Raw genomic sequence first — 15,256 nt, forward strand, 5'->3', positions numbered from 1 at the left:
TTATCTTTGTCGAAGAAAAAATCACTAAATAATGAATTTTAAGAGTTTTATACTATGTGTTTTTGTAGTTGGAATGCTGCAAGCGCAAAAGAGTAAAAATATATTTTTAGATAGAGCTTTTTGGAAATCTAAACCAACATTAGAACTTGTAAAGACTAAAATTTCCGAAGGAAATGATCCTACAGCATTAAGCGGAAGTAGTTTTGATGCAATTTCTTACGCTTTATTGGAAACTTCGGACGTAGTTAGCAACGATATTATAAAGTATTTACTTACGATTAAAGGAAATGGAGTGAATAAATTAACTCACGATGGACGAACTTATGTTTTCTGGGCTGCCTACAAAGATCGTTTAGATTTGGTAAAATATTTAGTTGCTAAAGGAGCTAAATTAGATGTTATTGATAGTCATGGTTATACTGCGTTAAATTTTGCTGTGTCTACAGGAGTAAAGAATATAGCATTATTTGATTATCTAGTTTCTAAAGGAGTAGATGTAAAGAAAGATAAAGATTTACATGGAGCCAATGCATTATTATTAGCGATTCCTACTCAAAAAGACTTTAAACTGATTGACTATTTCGTGTCAAAAGGTTTAAGCTTAAATGCTACTGATAACGATGGAAACGGAGCTATAAACTATGCTGCAAAAAAAGGAAATCAGAAGATTATTGATCAATTAATAGCAAAAGGATTACCATACAAGAATAAAAATAAGATTGGAGGAAATGCCATGATTATGGCTACACAAGGAGGAAGAAGAGGTTATAATTCTTTAGCTTTTTTCAAATATTTAGAAAATAAAGGAGTTGCGCCAAATGTAACAACAACTAAAGGATTAACTCCGCTTCACAACTTAGCGTATAGAAATCAAGATGTAGCTTCATTACAGTATTTTATAGACAAAGGTGTAAGTTTAGATCAACAAAATGAAGAAGGTAATACACCGTTAATGAATGCTAGTTATAGAAATTCTCTTGAAGTAGTTCAATTATTAGCAGAGAAAACAAAGAATATTAATGTTCAAAATAAAAAAGGACAATCTGCATTAACCAATTCATTAAGAAATAAAACAACTGTAGTTAACTATTTGCTTGAGCAAAACGCAAATGTGTTTGTTGAAGATGCTAAAGGAAACAATTTAGCTTTTTATTTAGCTGCGTCTTACAATGCTAAAAAAGAAGACGAATTTGTGTCGAAAATCAATTTGTTAAAAGCAAAAGGATTTGACTTTACAAAACCTCAGAAAGATGGAAATACATTATTCCATTTAGCTGCTGATAAAGGGAATTTACCATTATTAAAATTCTTACAGAAGTTTAAAATCGATGTGAATGCTAAGAATAAAGAAGGACAAACAGCTTTACAAAAAGCAGTAATGGTTGCCAAAAAACCTGAAATAGTAAAGTTTTTATTAGTCAATGGAGCAGATAAAACCGTGACGACAAGTTTTGATGAAACAATATACGATTTGGCACAAGAAAATGAACAATTATCAAAGTTCGATTTAAGTTTTTTAAAATAAATAATACATGAAATTAATCACAAGAATAAGTTTAGTTCTACTATTATCATTCACAGTTTTCGCTTTTACAAAAAAGGAAACAGCAAAATATAAATGCATGATTCAGTTAAAGAATTATGATGGAGAAGGAGCATACATTGTAGTTTCTCTTTTAGATACAGAAGGAAAATATTTAGAAACACTTCAAGTATTGGGAGATGATGATGAATGGTATCATGAAATTTCTGAATGGTGGGATTTTTATGGAAAGAGAAGACCAGATATTGATGCGGTTACTGGCGCAACAATTAGCGGAGGACAACGTGCAATTAAAGTGGTAGAAATTCCGACAGATAAAATTGATGCAGGTTATAAAATTCGATTCGAAACAGCTGTTGAAGATCAAGAGTATTATGCAGATGATGTTCAATTTGAATTAACTTCAGAAAACGTAAAGAGTAAATTTGAAGGTAAAGGCTTCATTAGATATGTTAGAATGATGCCTCAAAAATAGAGGAGAAAATAATTATAAAAACTTTTTAAATTTTTGAAGTTTAATATAATATGACACTTTCAATTTGGAGATATAGTCATTTAACACTGGCTATATCTTCTTTCTTATTTATAATAGTTGCTGCAATTACAGGAATTATTTTGGCTTTTGAACCTGTTTATAATCAGTTAGAAACCTATTCGGTATCTCATCTTTCTGAGGTTTCAGTTGCAGAAATGATAACAGTATTACAAGAAGAATACGAAGAAGTTATTTCTGTTGAAATTGATAATAATAGTTTTGTAGTAGCGGATGTAATTACCAAAGAAGGTGAAAGTCAAACATGTTATATTGATCCGAAAACAGGAAAAAAATTAGGTTATTTAAAACCCAAAGCCTCAATTTATAAGTTTGCTACCACATTACATCGTTCTTTATTTTTGAAAAGTATTGGTCGATTTTTTGTTGGCTTAGTTTCATTTTTATTGTTTTTAATTACAGTTTCTGGACTCGTTTTAATTCTCAAAAGACAAAGAAGTTTAATGAAGTTTTTTAATAAAATTACGTGGGAAAATTTCTATCAGTATTTTCATGTAGTTTTAGGAAGGCTTTTTATAATTCCTTTAATCATTATAACAATATCTGGAGTATATCTTTCTCTGGAAAAGTTTAATCTTTTACCTAAAGAGAAAATCAGTCATGCTATAGATTTTGATCATTTAAAAGCTGAACCACAACAAAAGATTTCAAATTTTAAAATCTTTCAGCAAACAAAATTATCGGAACTCAGAAAAATAGATTTTCCATTTTCACCTGATGTAGAAGATTACTTTTTTGTACAAGCTACAGATAAAGAATTCACAGTAAATCAAATCACAGGCGAAGTTTTAAGTGAAGTAAATTATCCGTTTACAAAAGTAGTAGCCTATTACAGTTTACTATTACATACCGGACAAGGAAGTATAATCTGGGCGATAATTTTAGCATTCTCAAGTATAGCCACGTTGTTTTTTGTGTATTCTGGATTTGCAATGACATTTCAACGCATAAAAGGAAAAACTCGAAATAAATTCAAAAAGGAAGCATGTGAATATGTTATTTTGGTTGGTACAGAAAATGGAAGTACACAAATGTTTGCCAAAATGCTTTATAAATCAATGATAAATGCTGGTAAAAAGGTTTTTATTACCGATTTAAATAAGTACACTACTTTTGAAAATATGCAGCATTTAGTTGTGCTAACAGCAACTTACGGAGAAGGTGAAGCTCCGTCTAATGCTTCTAAATTCTTGAAATTACTTCAAGATAAAACAATTCATAATCATCCGTTTTCTTTTTCAGTAGTTGCTTTTGGTTCGTTGGCTTATCCTAAGTTTTGTCAGTTCGGATACGATGTTGATGCTGCTTTAACAACAAATGAAAATGCGACAATGTTATTACCAATTCATACAATAAATAATAAATCGTTTGAAGCATTTTCACAATGGAAACAAGAATTCAGTAATAGAATTCAAACTGAATTGAAACTCGATAAAACTATACTAAGCAAAAGAGAAAAAACAGTTTTAGTACCACTAGTAAAAAAAGTAACAAACGATTCCGCTAAAGAAACTTTTTTGTTAGAATTTGATTGTAATGAAAAGTTTACTTCCGGAGATTTATTAGGTATTTATCCGAATGATCAAGAACATGAACGTTTGTATTCTATCGCAAAAATTAATGATAAATTACTACTGAGTGTTAAGCGACACGAATTAGGGATTTGTTCTAACTATTTACACAATTTGGTAGCAGGAAATTCTATCAACGCTTTTGTAAAAAAGAATCCAACATTTCATTTTCCGATGAAAGTTCCGAAAGTAATTATGATTGCTACAGGAACTGGTATTGCGCCATTTTTAGGAATGATAAATGAAGCGAAATCAACAACAATAGATTTATATTTTGGATTACCTAACAAAGCAAGTTTACAGATTTATGAATCTGTATTAAAAGAAGAAAAACTATCGAAGATCAATTATGTGTTTTCAAGAGAAGGTGATAAAAAAGTATATGTTCAAGATGTAATTGCAGCGCAAATAGATCAAATCATTTCAGACTTACATAACGGAACAGTAATTATGATTTGTGGAGCCATAGCAATGCAAAACGCCATATTTTTAGTTTTAGAAACAGCACTTGAAAAAAACGGTAAAACTTTAAGTCATTATAAAAACAGAAACCAAATTTTGGTTGATTGCTACTAATTTTAGTTATTTGGTTCTATGAAGTTGATTACACCATCGTATCTTAAAAAGGGAGATACAGTTGCCATTATTGCTCCTGCTGGAATTTTAATACATAGAGAAACTGTTATAAAAAAAGCAGTTGACTTATTAGAAAGTTGGGGTTTACAAGTAGTATTGGGGAATCATGTCTTTGCACAGTCAAATCATTTTGCAGGTTCAGATGAAGAAAGAATCGAAGATTTTCAAAAAGCATTAGATAATCCAAATATTAAAGCTATTTGGTGTGCCAGAGGTGGTTATGGTTCTGTACGAATTATAGATCATTTAGATTTTAATCAATTTCTGAAACAGCCCAAATGGATTATCGGTTATTCTGATGTTACCGTTTTTCATAATCACATTCACAATCTAGGGGTTGAAACCTTACATGCGATTATGGGAACCAGTATGCAAGATGATATAGCCATAATTAACGAATCTATAGAAACTTTTCGAAAAGCTATTTTTGGAGAAGATTTAGCATATCAATTGCCATCAAATCAAAATAATAGAGTAGGAGTAGTGACAGGACAATTAGTTGGTGGAAATTTAGCAATTTTAGCTTCGATGTTAGGATCAAAAAGTCAGCTTAATACAACAGATAAAATTCTATTTATTGAAGAAATCGGGGAGTATGAGTATGCAATTGATCGCATGTTGTTTAGCTTAAAACGAACAGGTTATTTTACAAATATTAAAGGCGTAATTATTGGAGATATTTCGAAAGTAAAAGAAAATTCAATAAAATGGGGAATGTCGATCGAAGATTTAATTTTAAATGTATTACCTGAAAATATTCCTGTACTTTTTGATTTTCCTGCTGGACATGAACCAGATAATCGTGCATTGTTAATGGGAAGAATAATTGAATTGTCAGTAAACAACAAACAAAAATCAAACATCAAGTTTATAAATGAATAAAATAGAAGTCGAAATTTCTAATTTAGAGAAATATTAAAATGGCAAAACACAATGAACTAGGAAAAGAAGGAGAGTTACTAGCTTTAGAATTCTTAAAAGAAAAAGGCTATGAAATTCTTGAACAAAACTACAGATTAGGAAAAGCCGAAATAGATCTTATTATAACAAAAGAAAATTGGTTGATTGCTGTAGAAGTTAAAACTCGATCAACAAACTATTTTGGTAATCCTGAGGAATTTGTTAATGCAAAGAAGAAGAAAATATTAGTTGAAGCTATGAATTCTTATGTAATTGAGAACGATTTAGATGTTGAAGTAAGATTCGATATCATCGCTGTTTTAAAGAAACAAAATGATTTCAAAATAGAACATATCGAAGACGCCTTTTTATTCTTTTAAGTAGAGTTTAAGTTTTCTAATTTCATTTATTACCATAGATCAATTTTTAAGAAATAAGCATAATGTAATTTTGAAAAGTAGTATTAGAAGTTATAATTTATTCTAATTCTCAACCTCATATTTTCTTAAAAAACATAAAATAAATCACTATGCTTAATTTTAACTTTTACAATCCGACTCACATCGTTTTCGGTAAAGATAGATTGTCTGAACTAGCTACATTAGTTCCAAAAAACGCTAAAGTATTAATCACTTACGGAGGTGGAAGTATCAAGAAATTTGGAACTTTCGATAAAATCACCGAAGCTTTACAAGGTTTCGAAATATTTGAATTTGGAGGTATAGAACCAAATCCACAATTAAATACATGTGTCAAAGCAGCAGAACTTATTAAAGAGAATAATATTGGCTTTATTTTAGCTGTAGGTGGAGGTTCTGTATTAGATGCAACTAAATATATTTCTATTGCAGCGAAATACGAAGGAGACGATTATACATCTTTAATTAAACACGGATTTTCACCTATTCCTGTTGAAGATGCTGTTCCTTTTGGAGCTGTTTTAACTTTACCTGCTACAGGTTCTGAAATGAATGCTTTTTCTGTGATCAGCCATGAAACTGGAAAGTATGGAATTTATTCTCCTCTGTTTTATCCGAAGTTTTCATTTTTAGATCCAACATTAACTTACACGTTACCAAAGAAACAAGTTGCCAACGGAATTGTAGATACATTTATTCATGTAGTTGAGCAATACATTACTTTTCCTGTAGATGCGAGATTTCAAGATAGAACTGCTGAAGGTATTTTACAGATTTTAGTTGAAATTGGAGAACAAACATTAAACAATCCTGAAGATTACGATACGAGAGCAAACTTTATGTGGTGTGCGACAATGGCATTAAACGGATTAATCGGTTCTGGTGTTCCACAAGATTGGAGTACACATATGATCGGTCATGAATTTACGGCTAAGTTTGATATTGATCATGGAAGAACTTTAGCGATGGTTTTACCTTCACTTTTAAGAGAAAGAAAGGACAAAAAGGAAGCAAAATTATTACAATATGCAGAAAGAGTTTGGAACATTACTGAAGGAACTTCAGATGAAAGAATTGAAGCTGCAATTCAAGAAACAGAAAAATTCTTTAATAGTTTAGGTGTGGCTACAAAGATTAGTGACTATGATATTCAAAAAGACGAATTAAAAGACATTATTTCTCAATTAGAATCTCATGGAATGGTAGCTTTATCTGAAACTGGAGATTTAACTCTAGATATTACTGAACGCATTTTAGAGAATGCTTACTAGTATATCTTAGGACTTATTTATAAAAAGAAAAACGACAATCAAAATTGATTGTCGTTTTTATATATGTTGAGTTTCTGATATTATTCAGAAGCTGTTTTTTCTTTATTTAAGAATTCTTTAATGTCTTCTATAGCATTAGGAACAGCGATAATTTTTTTGTTCTTATCTAAAATAAAGTACGTTGGCGTAGCATCTATTCTATATTTTTGAACCACTTCATTATCGAACTTATACGTAGGATGTGTACCTAAAACATTATGCCAGTTGTATAATTTGTTTTTAGCCCAAGAATTGAAATCAAGATCATTCTCTTCTATAGCAAAAGCAATCACAGAAGTATTATCGTATTCTTTCATGAATTCATGTACTTCAGGCACTTCTTTAACACAGTGTCCACATTGAGTACTCCAGAAAATCATTAAGTAATATTCACCATCATCTAAAGTTGATAAAGAATAATCTTTTCCGTCTTCTTTCCAAGAAAAATCAGGAGCAGTACGTCCAACAGAAACACTTAATTCACCTAATTTCTTTTCTTTAAATTGAGCGTCTTGTAAATCTGATGGTAATTTATCATAGTAATCTGCAAAAACTCCATCTACAATTTCTGAGTTTCTTTGAATTGTGAAACGAGTGATTAAATACTCTAAAATTTCTTTTTTAGTAGCATCCTTCTTCACAATCTTCATGATTTTGTCAATAGACTCTTTGTATAATTTTTGCTGTAATGTTTGACTTTCAGCAATGTTTAAATAAAATACATAGTTTGTAATCTTATCAACAACAAAAGGTGAATTGTATAATGTTTTATCTGAAAAATCTATGTTATCAAAAAAGCTGTTTAAAACATGATCTAAATATTCCTGAGTATCATCAAAAATATCATCAGAATTTGTAGCTTCAGAAGCTTTAATGAAAGTATTTACTAACATACCTTCAGATTTACCTTCGTAAATTTCTTGAACTTCTTCTTGCTCTTTGTAAGCTTTCTTATAAGCTTTTTTAGTTTTCTTTTCGTCAGATTTTAAGTATTCAACCTGTAAAGAATCAATAGCACGTTGAGTTAATGATAATGCTTCTAAATATTCTCTATATACTTTATTTTCTCTAGATTTTGTAAATACTACAGATTCTTCTGGAAACTGAGGATTAAAAACAAATTCTATATTTTCTTTATTAAAAAATAAATCAACAAAGCCAGCACCTGTATTTCTATAACTTACTCTATAAGCTCCAACTTTAGCATCTGCAGGAAGTTGTAATTCAAAACGTCCAACTTTTTGCGTGCTTCCTCCTAAATCAACATCTTCAAACTTGATTGTTGAATTGCTAATAAATTTTTGTTTAGCACCATCAATTCTATATAGTACAACCCAATCACTTTTTTCTGGAGGAGTCATTGTCCCTTTTATAGAAAATTGCGCGTTTGCAATTGAGGCAACAAAAATTAGTAAAACAAAAAATCTTTTCATCATTAATAAGGGATTTTATATTAAAATAATATTTAAATTCTGCTTCTAGTATTCCAATAAGCGTACCAAAATTACTATTTCTTATTTAATTTAAGTACTTTAGGTTCAAATTTATTGAACTTAATGACCGTAAAAAACAAAATAGTTTGGTTGACTGGAGCTTCTTCTGGTATAGGAAAGTCCCTAGCCATCTTACTTTCCTGCCAAAATACAAAATTAATCTTATCTTCAAGAAACGAAACGACTTTAAATGAGGTGAAATCTCTGTGTCTTTTTCCTGAAAATGTAAAAATATTGCCTTTAGATTTAGAAGATTATGAAAATTTATCTGATAAAGTTAGTACTGCGATAGCGTTTTTTGGAGGTGTAGATATCTTAATTAACAATGGTGGAATAAGTCAAAGATCTTTAGCAAAAGACACGAATATTTCTGTCGATAAAAGATTGATGGATATTAATTATTTGGGAACTGTTGCACTAACAAAAGCTATTTTGCCACATTTTGTGAAAAAGAATTCTGGTCATTTTGTGGTAACTACAAGTATTGTTGGAAAAATAGGAACGCCGTTACGATCTACTTATGCAGCAACAAAACATGCACTCCATGGTTTTTTTGATAGCTTACGTGCAGAAGTTTTTAATAATAATATAAAAGTAACTTTAGTTTGTCCTGGTTTTGTTACTACAAATGTTTCTAAAAATGCATTAACTGGTGATGGAACACCACAAGAAACTATGGATAAGGCTACGGCAAATGGTATACATCCAGATCGTTTTGCAAAGCTAATGCTAAAAGCTATTCAAGCAGAAAAAGAAGAAGTATATATAGCTGGAGCTAAAGAGAAATTAGGAGTTTATGTTAAACGTTTTTATCCTAAATTATTATCTAAAATGATTTGTAAATTAAGTGTTACTTAAAAAAGCCAATACTATCAAAATAAGAGATAATAGCTTCTTTCATTAAAACAGTTTGTTCACCAGGTTTTAAATTTGGTAATTCAGTTAGTGTTTTATAATGTGGCCAACCTTCATTATCGAAATAATCAAACTCATAGTATCCGTAAGGTTCTAAAAGTTTACAAATAGCAATATGCATAAGGTTTATTTTTTCATCTTTTTTGAATTTCCTTTGACCTTGACCCAATTCTTGAACACCTATGAGGTATATGATAGCATCTATGGTTAATTCATCTCCTTCTGCAAATTGATTTGTAAGTTTATTAACTATAAAATCCCATTTTTCTTTCAAGTTTATAACCTTTTCCATTTGTATTTTATATTACAAAGCAAAGATACAAACGAGATACTTATATTTGTTAAAATTCTTAATAACTATGAATACTCTAGATATTATTATTGCTGCATTACTTCTTTTCGGATTTGTAAGAGGTTTAATGAAAGGTTTGTTCGTGGAGGTTGCTTCTTTAGTAGCTTTAGTGGCTGGAGTATACGGAGCTATTCATTTTTCTTATTTTTTAGGAGATTGGCTTAAAGATAGCTTAGATTGGGAAGAGAAATATATCACATTAGTAGCCTTTGCAGGAACTTTTGTGATTATAATTTTAGCAATAGCGTTATTAGGAAAAATCTTAACCAAGATAGCTGATTTTGCTTCTTTAGGTATTTTAAATAAAATCTTAGGTGGAGCTTTTGGAGCCTTAAAAATAGGATTAATTTTAAGTGTTATTTTTATTTTCTTCGGAAAAATGAATGACACAATTCCGTTTGTGAAAAAAGAAAGTTTAGAAGAATCAATCTTATTTCATCCAGTTAAAAAAATTGCTCCAATGATTTTTCCATCAATTATAAAAGATGATGAGGGGCAAACTGATGATAATGAAGAAGAAACTACGATTTAGTTTTAGGTGTAAACCCCAGAATAGTGTAATTACTTTTTTTTCCTTTTTTACATATTTCCTCTTTTAAATGTAATTCAAGTGTAGTTCCTTTCATCACACTTAAAGCATTAAAAATTTCCTGTGTTTCGGTATTAAAGTATAGTGTTTTATTAGATTGAGGAAGATTGATAATACTACTTCCTTCATTTGAAACTTTTAAAATTTTACATAAAACAGCATTTACATTTTTTTTATTGCAATTTAATACTTGCTTACTTTTTCCTAAAATTTTAGCGTTTATAGTTAAAGTGTTAGGAGTAGTTTTATTTTCCGAATAAGCTACATCTCCAAACTTAGGTTTAGCTATTTTTTTCTTTTGTTGTTGAGCAGATAAAGTTGTATTACATGAAAAGAACACTAATAACGGAATTAAATATAAAGAGGTTGTAAATTTCATAAATGAAAGATAAAAAAAATAGAGGCTTTTTTACAGCCTCTATTTTATATGAAAGTTTATTTTTTAATAATTTTAAAACGCTTAGCAGTTTTTTCTCCTTTGATATTGATTAAATAGATTCCAGAAGAAACGTTAGATGCATCCCAAACATAATTAGATTTAGGAGAAACGTTTTGTTTTTGGTGTACTACCTTTCCAGAAATGTCGAATACACTTATCGAGATTTGATCATCTGAAGTAATAGTTTGTAAGTTAAAGTAGAAAACTCCATCTGAAGGATTTGGCCACGCTAAAGTTTTTAACTGTCCATCAATAGAGGCTAAAGAAGCTTCTTGTTGTACATCTTCAGATTCATTATTTAAACTGATGATATCACCAAAAATTTGGAAAGTTTGATCAATAGGAGCTCTACCTAAAGCAACAGTAGATGGTGTCCAATCTAAAGCTCCTCTTCCAAAAAGATTAGCAGGATCTCTTAATAAAGTAACTTGTCCCACTCTGTTATCTTCAGAAGACCAAAACCATTGGTTTCCTGTAGGTAAGAAAGGTAAATTTACATAGATAGAAATCCAGTAATTTCCACTTTCTAATGTTAAAGCTTCAGGAAGTAATAAGTTTAAGTTAGGATCATTAAGTTCAGAAATTGGAGTTAAATCTGAAGTATTGTATACTTCGTCTCCAGGAACTCCATCATTATCGTTATAAATAATTACATCTACACTTGAGAAATTAGGCACTCCATTATTTCCACCAAAAGCAAGAATTCTATTTATTACCCAACTATTACCTTCAGGAATTGTAAAATCATCGGCAGCTTGAACTACACCGTTAAAATCAACAAAGTTTTGAGAAGGAATAGATGAAACTACTTCATTATTTTGTTCGTAAATAGGAACTTCAGAAATCGTAACTGTAAATCCTGTAGAAACTTGTTCTCCATTAGAAGAAGCAATTAAACCTATAGAAGCCACACCAATTGCATCTGGTGTATATGATAACGTTAAAGTATTTCCATTTAAAGTAGCAGTAACTAAATCTGTGTTTGTATTCGTTACTTCAATTTCTATTGGTAAATTTTCAGATTGAACAAATAGACCAGTAATATCTATTTCAGTATCAGGACTGTTTTTAGGTAGGTTTACATTATCAATTAAAAATGCATTAGATAATGTAACTTCTGGTAATGGATTTGCTGTAATAGGAAAACGAGCACTAAATAAACCGTTACCGTGCGAAGCAACAGCAATAAATCCGTCTTTTCTTGTAACAACTTCATCAGTTACTGCATTTCCGATAGCGTTATTTTCTTTTCTCCAAACAGTATTTCTACCATTTAAATAATCGGTGTAATATAATCCTGTACTAGTTGCAGCAAAGATTTTTTGATTTCTTGAATACTGATTTTCTTTACTACCTAAAAAAGCTGTACTTCTTACAGAAGGTCCGTTTCCAGATCCATCAGGTCTTTCTTCTAAATTACCGCTAATATTAATCCAAGTTTCACCAGCATCTTCAGTAAAGAAAACACTAGGAATACCATAATTAGAGAACGTTACAATTACTCTATCAGAATTAGAAGGGTCTACATTAATATCATTAACAAAACCATTAGGCAATCCTTTACCACTAGAAATATCAATAGCTGGTTGGTTATCAATATTTGCATTATCCATTCTATAAATAATACCTGTGTTTGTTCCGTAATATAACTTGTTAGCTACTGGGAATTTAGAAATATCTAAAGAAGTAATTCTGCTTCCAGCAGGTGTTTGAGAAGTTTCAATAGAAACCCAATTTACACTTGCTCTTCCGTTAGAGAATAAAGGAATTCCGTCTAAGTTTATGTTTCTCCAGATACGACCTTGAATAGGCATATACATTATATTATCCTTATTAGGATCTAAAATGAACGGATTGATAAATGAAAAGTCATTATTACCAGGACCAGCAGGTCTTACACTTGTGAAAGATTCGAATTCTCCATTTTCATCGAAATTAAGACGGAAAACATTTCCTCTTTGAGAAGATACATAACGCGTTCTACCATTGTTTGCAATAGCACTATAAGCACCATCTCCTCCAAAATCTTCTTCCCACGTTGCATTAGATGCGGTAGAATTTGTAAACCATGTACCATTATCTTGGAAACCAGCAACTAAATCATCTGAATTTGCTTCAGGATCAAAAGCTACGTGATATGGTTGTGTTGTAATGTAACCATTATTTAAAGAAGTCCATTCTACAGGCTCTATTCCTGGATTGTTTGCAGTAATATCTTCACTTATAAAAACACCTCCATCATTTCCTGATAATACTCTGTTTGGGTTTGAAGGATAAAACACTAAAGCATGTTGATCTGGATGTTGATTCGTATACAAACTAACATTGTTTAAAGGAGAGTAACCAGCAATCCAACTTTCCTGACCAGCAGGTGTTGTAAAACCTGTAGTAGATCTATACACATTTGTTGCTCCTAAGAAAACAATATTACTATCAGTTGGGTGAACTTTAATTAACATATTATATCCACCTTGTATGTTAACATTTCCTACATTACCACCTATAGATGTTAATGGAATGTTTGAAGTTAAATCAACCCAAGCTTCACCTAAAGAAGCTGCTGAATTGTCGTATCTAAATAAAAAACCTCTTTCTCTATCTTGATCTGTTGGATCTGCTGAAAAGAAGTATACTGTATCTTCGTTTGAAGGATCTATTCCCATAACAGTTCTACCATAATCTGCTGGGAAATTTAAAGGAGTAATATTAGTCCAGTTGTCTCCATCAGTAGAAGTAAAGAATCCTGCATTAGGTGTTCCGCCAGAATCGATTGTTGCATAAATTCTTCCAGTTGAAGTGATACTAACTTCTACTGTGTTATCAAAACCACCAGCTAAAACTTCTGTGAAAGAATTTCCTCCATCTTGAGATCTGAATAATCCATCAAATGTAGCTACGTATAAATCACCATTAGTTGGATTTACAGCTATAGAGTTAATTAAATCAAAGCTAGATTCAAAGCCACCAACGTTTTCATTTCTAGTTGCTCTTAATAATTCCCAAGTTCTACCTTGATCTTGAGATTTATAAACACCACTACCTTGATAGAATCCACCTCCAGCACCAGCAGAGTTTCCTAAGCGTTCACCAGAAGCAAAGTACCAAATATATCCTTTATTTGGTCTTGGATCTTGAACAATAGTAGTGATACTAGGACTTTGGAAAGAACGTGTAACTTTTCTCCAAGTTTCACCGTTATTTTCAGATCTCCATAATCCACCAGAAACACCACCAGCAAGAATTATATTTTCATTAGTTCTATCTATTGCTAATGCTCTAGTTCGACCACCAACATTAAAAGGTCCTCTATTTTGCCAATTAGAGAAGCTTCCGTTTGAAGATCTAGAATATAATCTTCTTAAATCGTTGCTAGGAGTAATTTTTGTAGCGAATTTTAATTCAGCTTTACGAATTCCTTCAGGAATTTTTCCTGTTAAAGGATTTTTTAATCTTTCAAATTCGTATTCAGCTCTTTCAATAGCATTGTCTGCTTGACGTTCCATTGGAGTTTTAGAATTCGTAGCTCCTGTTTTACTATCAAACATTTTTTGGTTTTTGTAAACCTGACTCTTTTTAATTTTTTTTTGATTTGGACTAGGTTTAAGGTTTTGTGCATTTAATGTACCACCAATACCAAGCACAAGCAGTGTTAAAACACTGCCTCTGAGTAATTTTAGATTCATGTGAGGTTAATTTTAAAAAAGTCGAAGTTAGTTTTAAAAAACAGATCTTTTTTGTGAAAGAAATCTTAAAAAAAATAACAAAATGTTAATGTTTTTAGGAGGTATAAACTTGTTTTTAGGTATTTGCTTGTTATGTAGTGGTTTATGTTTCTGGGTAAAAAAAGCATCTAAAATGAATTAGATGCTTTTGATATTTTTTTTGAAAAGAATGTCGTTTTTCTATAACATTGTTACTTTTCCTGTATGTAAAGAGTAAACTCCACCTACAATTGAAATTTCACCGTTATCTTCCATCTCTTGTAAGATTTTACTTCTCTCGCGAATTCTTTCAATTGTTAACTTTACATTGTTTTCAACAGTTTTAGCAACAAAAGCTGGGTTTGAAGAATCTGCAACGCCATCTACTTGTTCTGAAGCCATTTTTGCAGCAGGAGTTATATTAGCTAACATTTTAGTAATGTTACCTAACTCTACACCATCACAAGCAGCTTTTACAGCTCCACAGCTTTCATGCCCTAGTACAAAAACTAATTTACTACCAGCTACAGCACATGAATATTCCATGCTTCCTAATATGTCTACATTTTCGAAATTTCCTGCTACACGAGCCACAAAAACATCTCCAATAGTTTGGTCGAAAACTAATTCTACCGGTACACGAGAATCGATACAAGATAAAATTACTGCTTTAGGAAATTGTCCACCAGTAGTTTGTTCTACTAGTGAAGGAACATCTGATGCAGTTAAGTTATTAGCAATATAACGTTGGTTACCTGCTAATAAATCGTCTAATACAGATTTGGGAGTTAAATCACTTTGCAGTTCTTTTGTTAATGCTGTATTTCTCATTTTA

The 15,256-nt window shown here is 30.8% G+C and carries 13 protein-coding genes; 8 read left to right on the plus strand and 5 right to left on the minus strand.

Annotated features, from left to right (window positions below; genetic code table 11):
* Positions 1 to 31: 31 nt before the first annotated feature.
* From Q1A46_RS09470 to Q1A46_RS09495, 6 genes are all read left to right on the plus strand, one after another.
* On the plus strand, positions 32 to 1,525 hold the full coding sequence (locus Q1A46_RS09470; RefSeq protein WP_299677212.1) for an ankyrin repeat domain-containing protein: 1,494 nt from the start codon (positions 32 to 34) through the stop codon (positions 1,523 to 1,525).
* Between the two features lie 7 nt (positions 1,526 to 1,532).
* On the plus strand, positions 1,533 to 2,018 hold the full coding sequence (locus Q1A46_RS09475) for a DUF2271 domain-containing protein (protein ID WP_299617857.1): 486 nt from the start codon (positions 1,533 to 1,535) through the stop codon (positions 2,016 to 2,018).
* 50 nt (positions 2,019 to 2,068) lie between these two features.
* The gene (locus Q1A46_RS09480) at positions 2,069 to 4,243 is read left to right on the plus strand and encodes a PepSY domain-containing protein (protein WP_299677215.1); all 2,175 of its coding nucleotides are present in this window, start codon (positions 2,069 to 2,071) and stop codon (positions 4,241 to 4,243) included.
* Positions 4,244 to 4,261: 18 nt separating this feature from the next.
* Positions 4,262 to 5,185 (plus strand): LD-carboxypeptidase, encoded by a 924-nt coding sequence (locus Q1A46_RS09485; protein WP_299677218.1) that lies wholly within the window; start codon positions 4,262 to 4,264, stop codon positions 5,183 to 5,185.
* A 38-nt stretch (positions 5,186 to 5,223) separates the two neighbouring features.
* Positions 5,224 to 5,583, plus strand: coding sequence for a YraN family protein (locus tag Q1A46_RS09490; protein ID WP_299677221.1), 360 nt, complete (start codon positions 5,224 to 5,226; stop codon positions 5,581 to 5,583).
* 149 nt (positions 5,584 to 5,732) lie between these two features.
* Positions 5,733 to 6,893 carry an iron-containing alcohol dehydrogenase gene (locus Q1A46_RS09495; protein ID WP_299677223.1) on the plus strand — a complete coding sequence of 387 codons (1,161 nt, stop codon included), beginning with the start codon at positions 5,733 to 5,735 and terminating at the stop codon, positions 6,891 to 6,893.
* A gap of 80 nt (positions 6,894 to 6,973) precedes the next feature.
* Here Q1A46_RS09495 and Q1A46_RS09500 read toward each other — a convergent pair whose 3' ends face one another.
* The gene (locus Q1A46_RS09500) at positions 6,974 to 8,368 is read right to left on the minus strand and encodes a TlpA disulfide reductase family protein (RefSeq protein ID WP_299677226.1); all 1,395 of its coding nucleotides are present in this window, start codon (positions 8,366 to 8,368) and stop codon (positions 6,974 to 6,976) included.
* A 120-nt stretch (positions 8,369 to 8,488) separates the two neighbouring features.
* Between Q1A46_RS09500 and Q1A46_RS09505 the strand changes: the two genes are divergently transcribed.
* A complete protein-coding gene (locus Q1A46_RS09505; RefSeq protein WP_299677229.1) occupies positions 8,489 to 9,283 on the plus strand; it encodes an SDR family oxidoreductase in 795 nt (264 codons plus the stop codon).
* Here Q1A46_RS09505 and Q1A46_RS09510 read toward each other — a convergent pair.
* Complete coding sequence (locus Q1A46_RS09510; protein ID WP_299677232.1) at positions 9,276 to 9,632, minus strand: hypothetical protein; 357 nt, start codon at positions 9,630 to 9,632, stop codon at positions 9,276 to 9,278. The two genes, Q1A46_RS09505 and Q1A46_RS09510, sit on opposite strands and share 8 nt — an antisense overlap.
* 67 nt (positions 9,633 to 9,699) lie before the next feature.
* On the opposite strand from Q1A46_RS09510, the gene Q1A46_RS09515 reads away from it, so the two are divergent.
* Positions 9,700 to 10,224 (plus strand): CvpA family protein, encoded by a 525-nt coding sequence (locus tag Q1A46_RS09515; protein WP_299677235.1) that lies wholly within the window; start codon positions 9,700 to 9,702, stop codon positions 10,222 to 10,224.
* Here Q1A46_RS09515 and Q1A46_RS09520 read toward each other — a convergent pair.
* The 3 genes from Q1A46_RS09520 to Q1A46_RS09530 all read right to left on the minus strand — a co-directional run bounded on the left by Q1A46_RS09520 (position 10,214) and on the right by Q1A46_RS09530 (position 15,252).
* On the minus strand, positions 10,214 to 10,660 hold the full coding sequence (locus Q1A46_RS09520; RefSeq protein WP_299677238.1) for a hypothetical protein: 447 nt from the start codon (positions 10,658 to 10,660) through the stop codon (positions 10,214 to 10,216). The genes Q1A46_RS09515 and Q1A46_RS09520 overlap by 11 nt on opposite strands.
* Positions 10,661 to 10,716: 56 nt before the next feature.
* Entirely contained in the window at positions 10,717 to 14,403 is a 3,687-nt protein-coding gene (locus tag Q1A46_RS09525) for a T9SS type A sorting domain-containing protein (protein WP_299677241.1), read from the minus strand.
* A gap of 219 nt (positions 14,404 to 14,622) precedes the next feature.
* Complete coding sequence (locus Q1A46_RS09530) at positions 14,623 to 15,252, minus strand: carbonic anhydrase family protein (protein WP_299677244.1); 630 nt, start codon at positions 15,250 to 15,252, stop codon at positions 14,623 to 14,625.
* Between the last annotated feature and the right edge of the window lie 4 nt (positions 15,253 to 15,256).

It is taken from the genome of uncultured Tenacibaculum sp. (assembly GCF_947502995.1).
Taxonomy (GTDB): Bacteria; Bacteroidota; Bacteroidia; order Flavobacteriales; family Flavobacteriaceae; genus Polaribacter.

Bases quoted from the DNA above. Each gene is read 5' to 3' on its own strand.
- Q1A46_RS09515 (WP_299677235.1), top strand. From the start codon at position 9,700: ATGAATACTCTAGATATTATTATTGCTGCATTACTTCTTTTCGGATTT.
- Q1A46_RS09500 (WP_299677226.1), bottom strand. From the start codon at position 8,368: ATGATGAAAAGATTTTTTGTTTTACTAATTTTTGTTGCCTCAATTGCA.
- Q1A46_RS09485 (WP_299677218.1), top strand. From the start codon at position 4,262: ATGAAGTTGATTACACCATCGTATCTTAAAAAGGGAGATACAGTTGCC.
- Q1A46_RS09510 (WP_299677232.1), bottom strand. From the start codon at position 9,632: ATGGAAAAGGTTATAAACTTGAAAGAAAAATGGGATTTTATAGTTAAT.
- Q1A46_RS09525 (WP_299677241.1), bottom strand. From the start codon at position 14,403: ATGAATCTAAAATTACTCAGAGGCAGTGTTTTAACACTGCTTGTGCTT.
- Q1A46_RS09505 (WP_299677229.1), top strand. From the start codon at position 8,489: ATGACCGTAAAAAACAAAATAGTTTGGTTGACTGGAGCTTCTTCTGGT.
- Q1A46_RS09470 (WP_299677212.1), top strand. From the start codon at position 32: ATGAATTTTAAGAGTTTTATACTATGTGTTTTTGTAGTTGGAATGCTG.
- Q1A46_RS09490 (WP_299677221.1), top strand. From the start codon at position 5,224: ATGGCAAAACACAATGAACTAGGAAAAGAAGGAGAGTTACTAGCTTTA.
- Q1A46_RS09475 (WP_299617857.1), top strand. From the start codon at position 1,533: ATGAAATTAATCACAAGAATAAGTTTAGTTCTACTATTATCATTCACA.
- Q1A46_RS09520 (WP_299677238.1), bottom strand. From the start codon at position 10,660: ATGAAATTTACAACCTCTTTATATTTAATTCCGTTATTAGTGTTCTTT.
- Q1A46_RS09480 (WP_299677215.1), top strand. From the start codon at position 2,069: ATGACACTTTCAATTTGGAGATATAGTCATTTAACACTGGCTATATCT.
- Q1A46_RS09530 (WP_299677244.1), bottom strand. From the start codon at position 15,252: ATGAGAAATACAGCATTAACAAAAGAACTGCAAAGTGATTTAACTCCC.
- Q1A46_RS09495 (WP_299677223.1), top strand. From the start codon at position 5,733: ATGCTTAATTTTAACTTTTACAATCCGACTCACATCGTTTTCGGTAAA.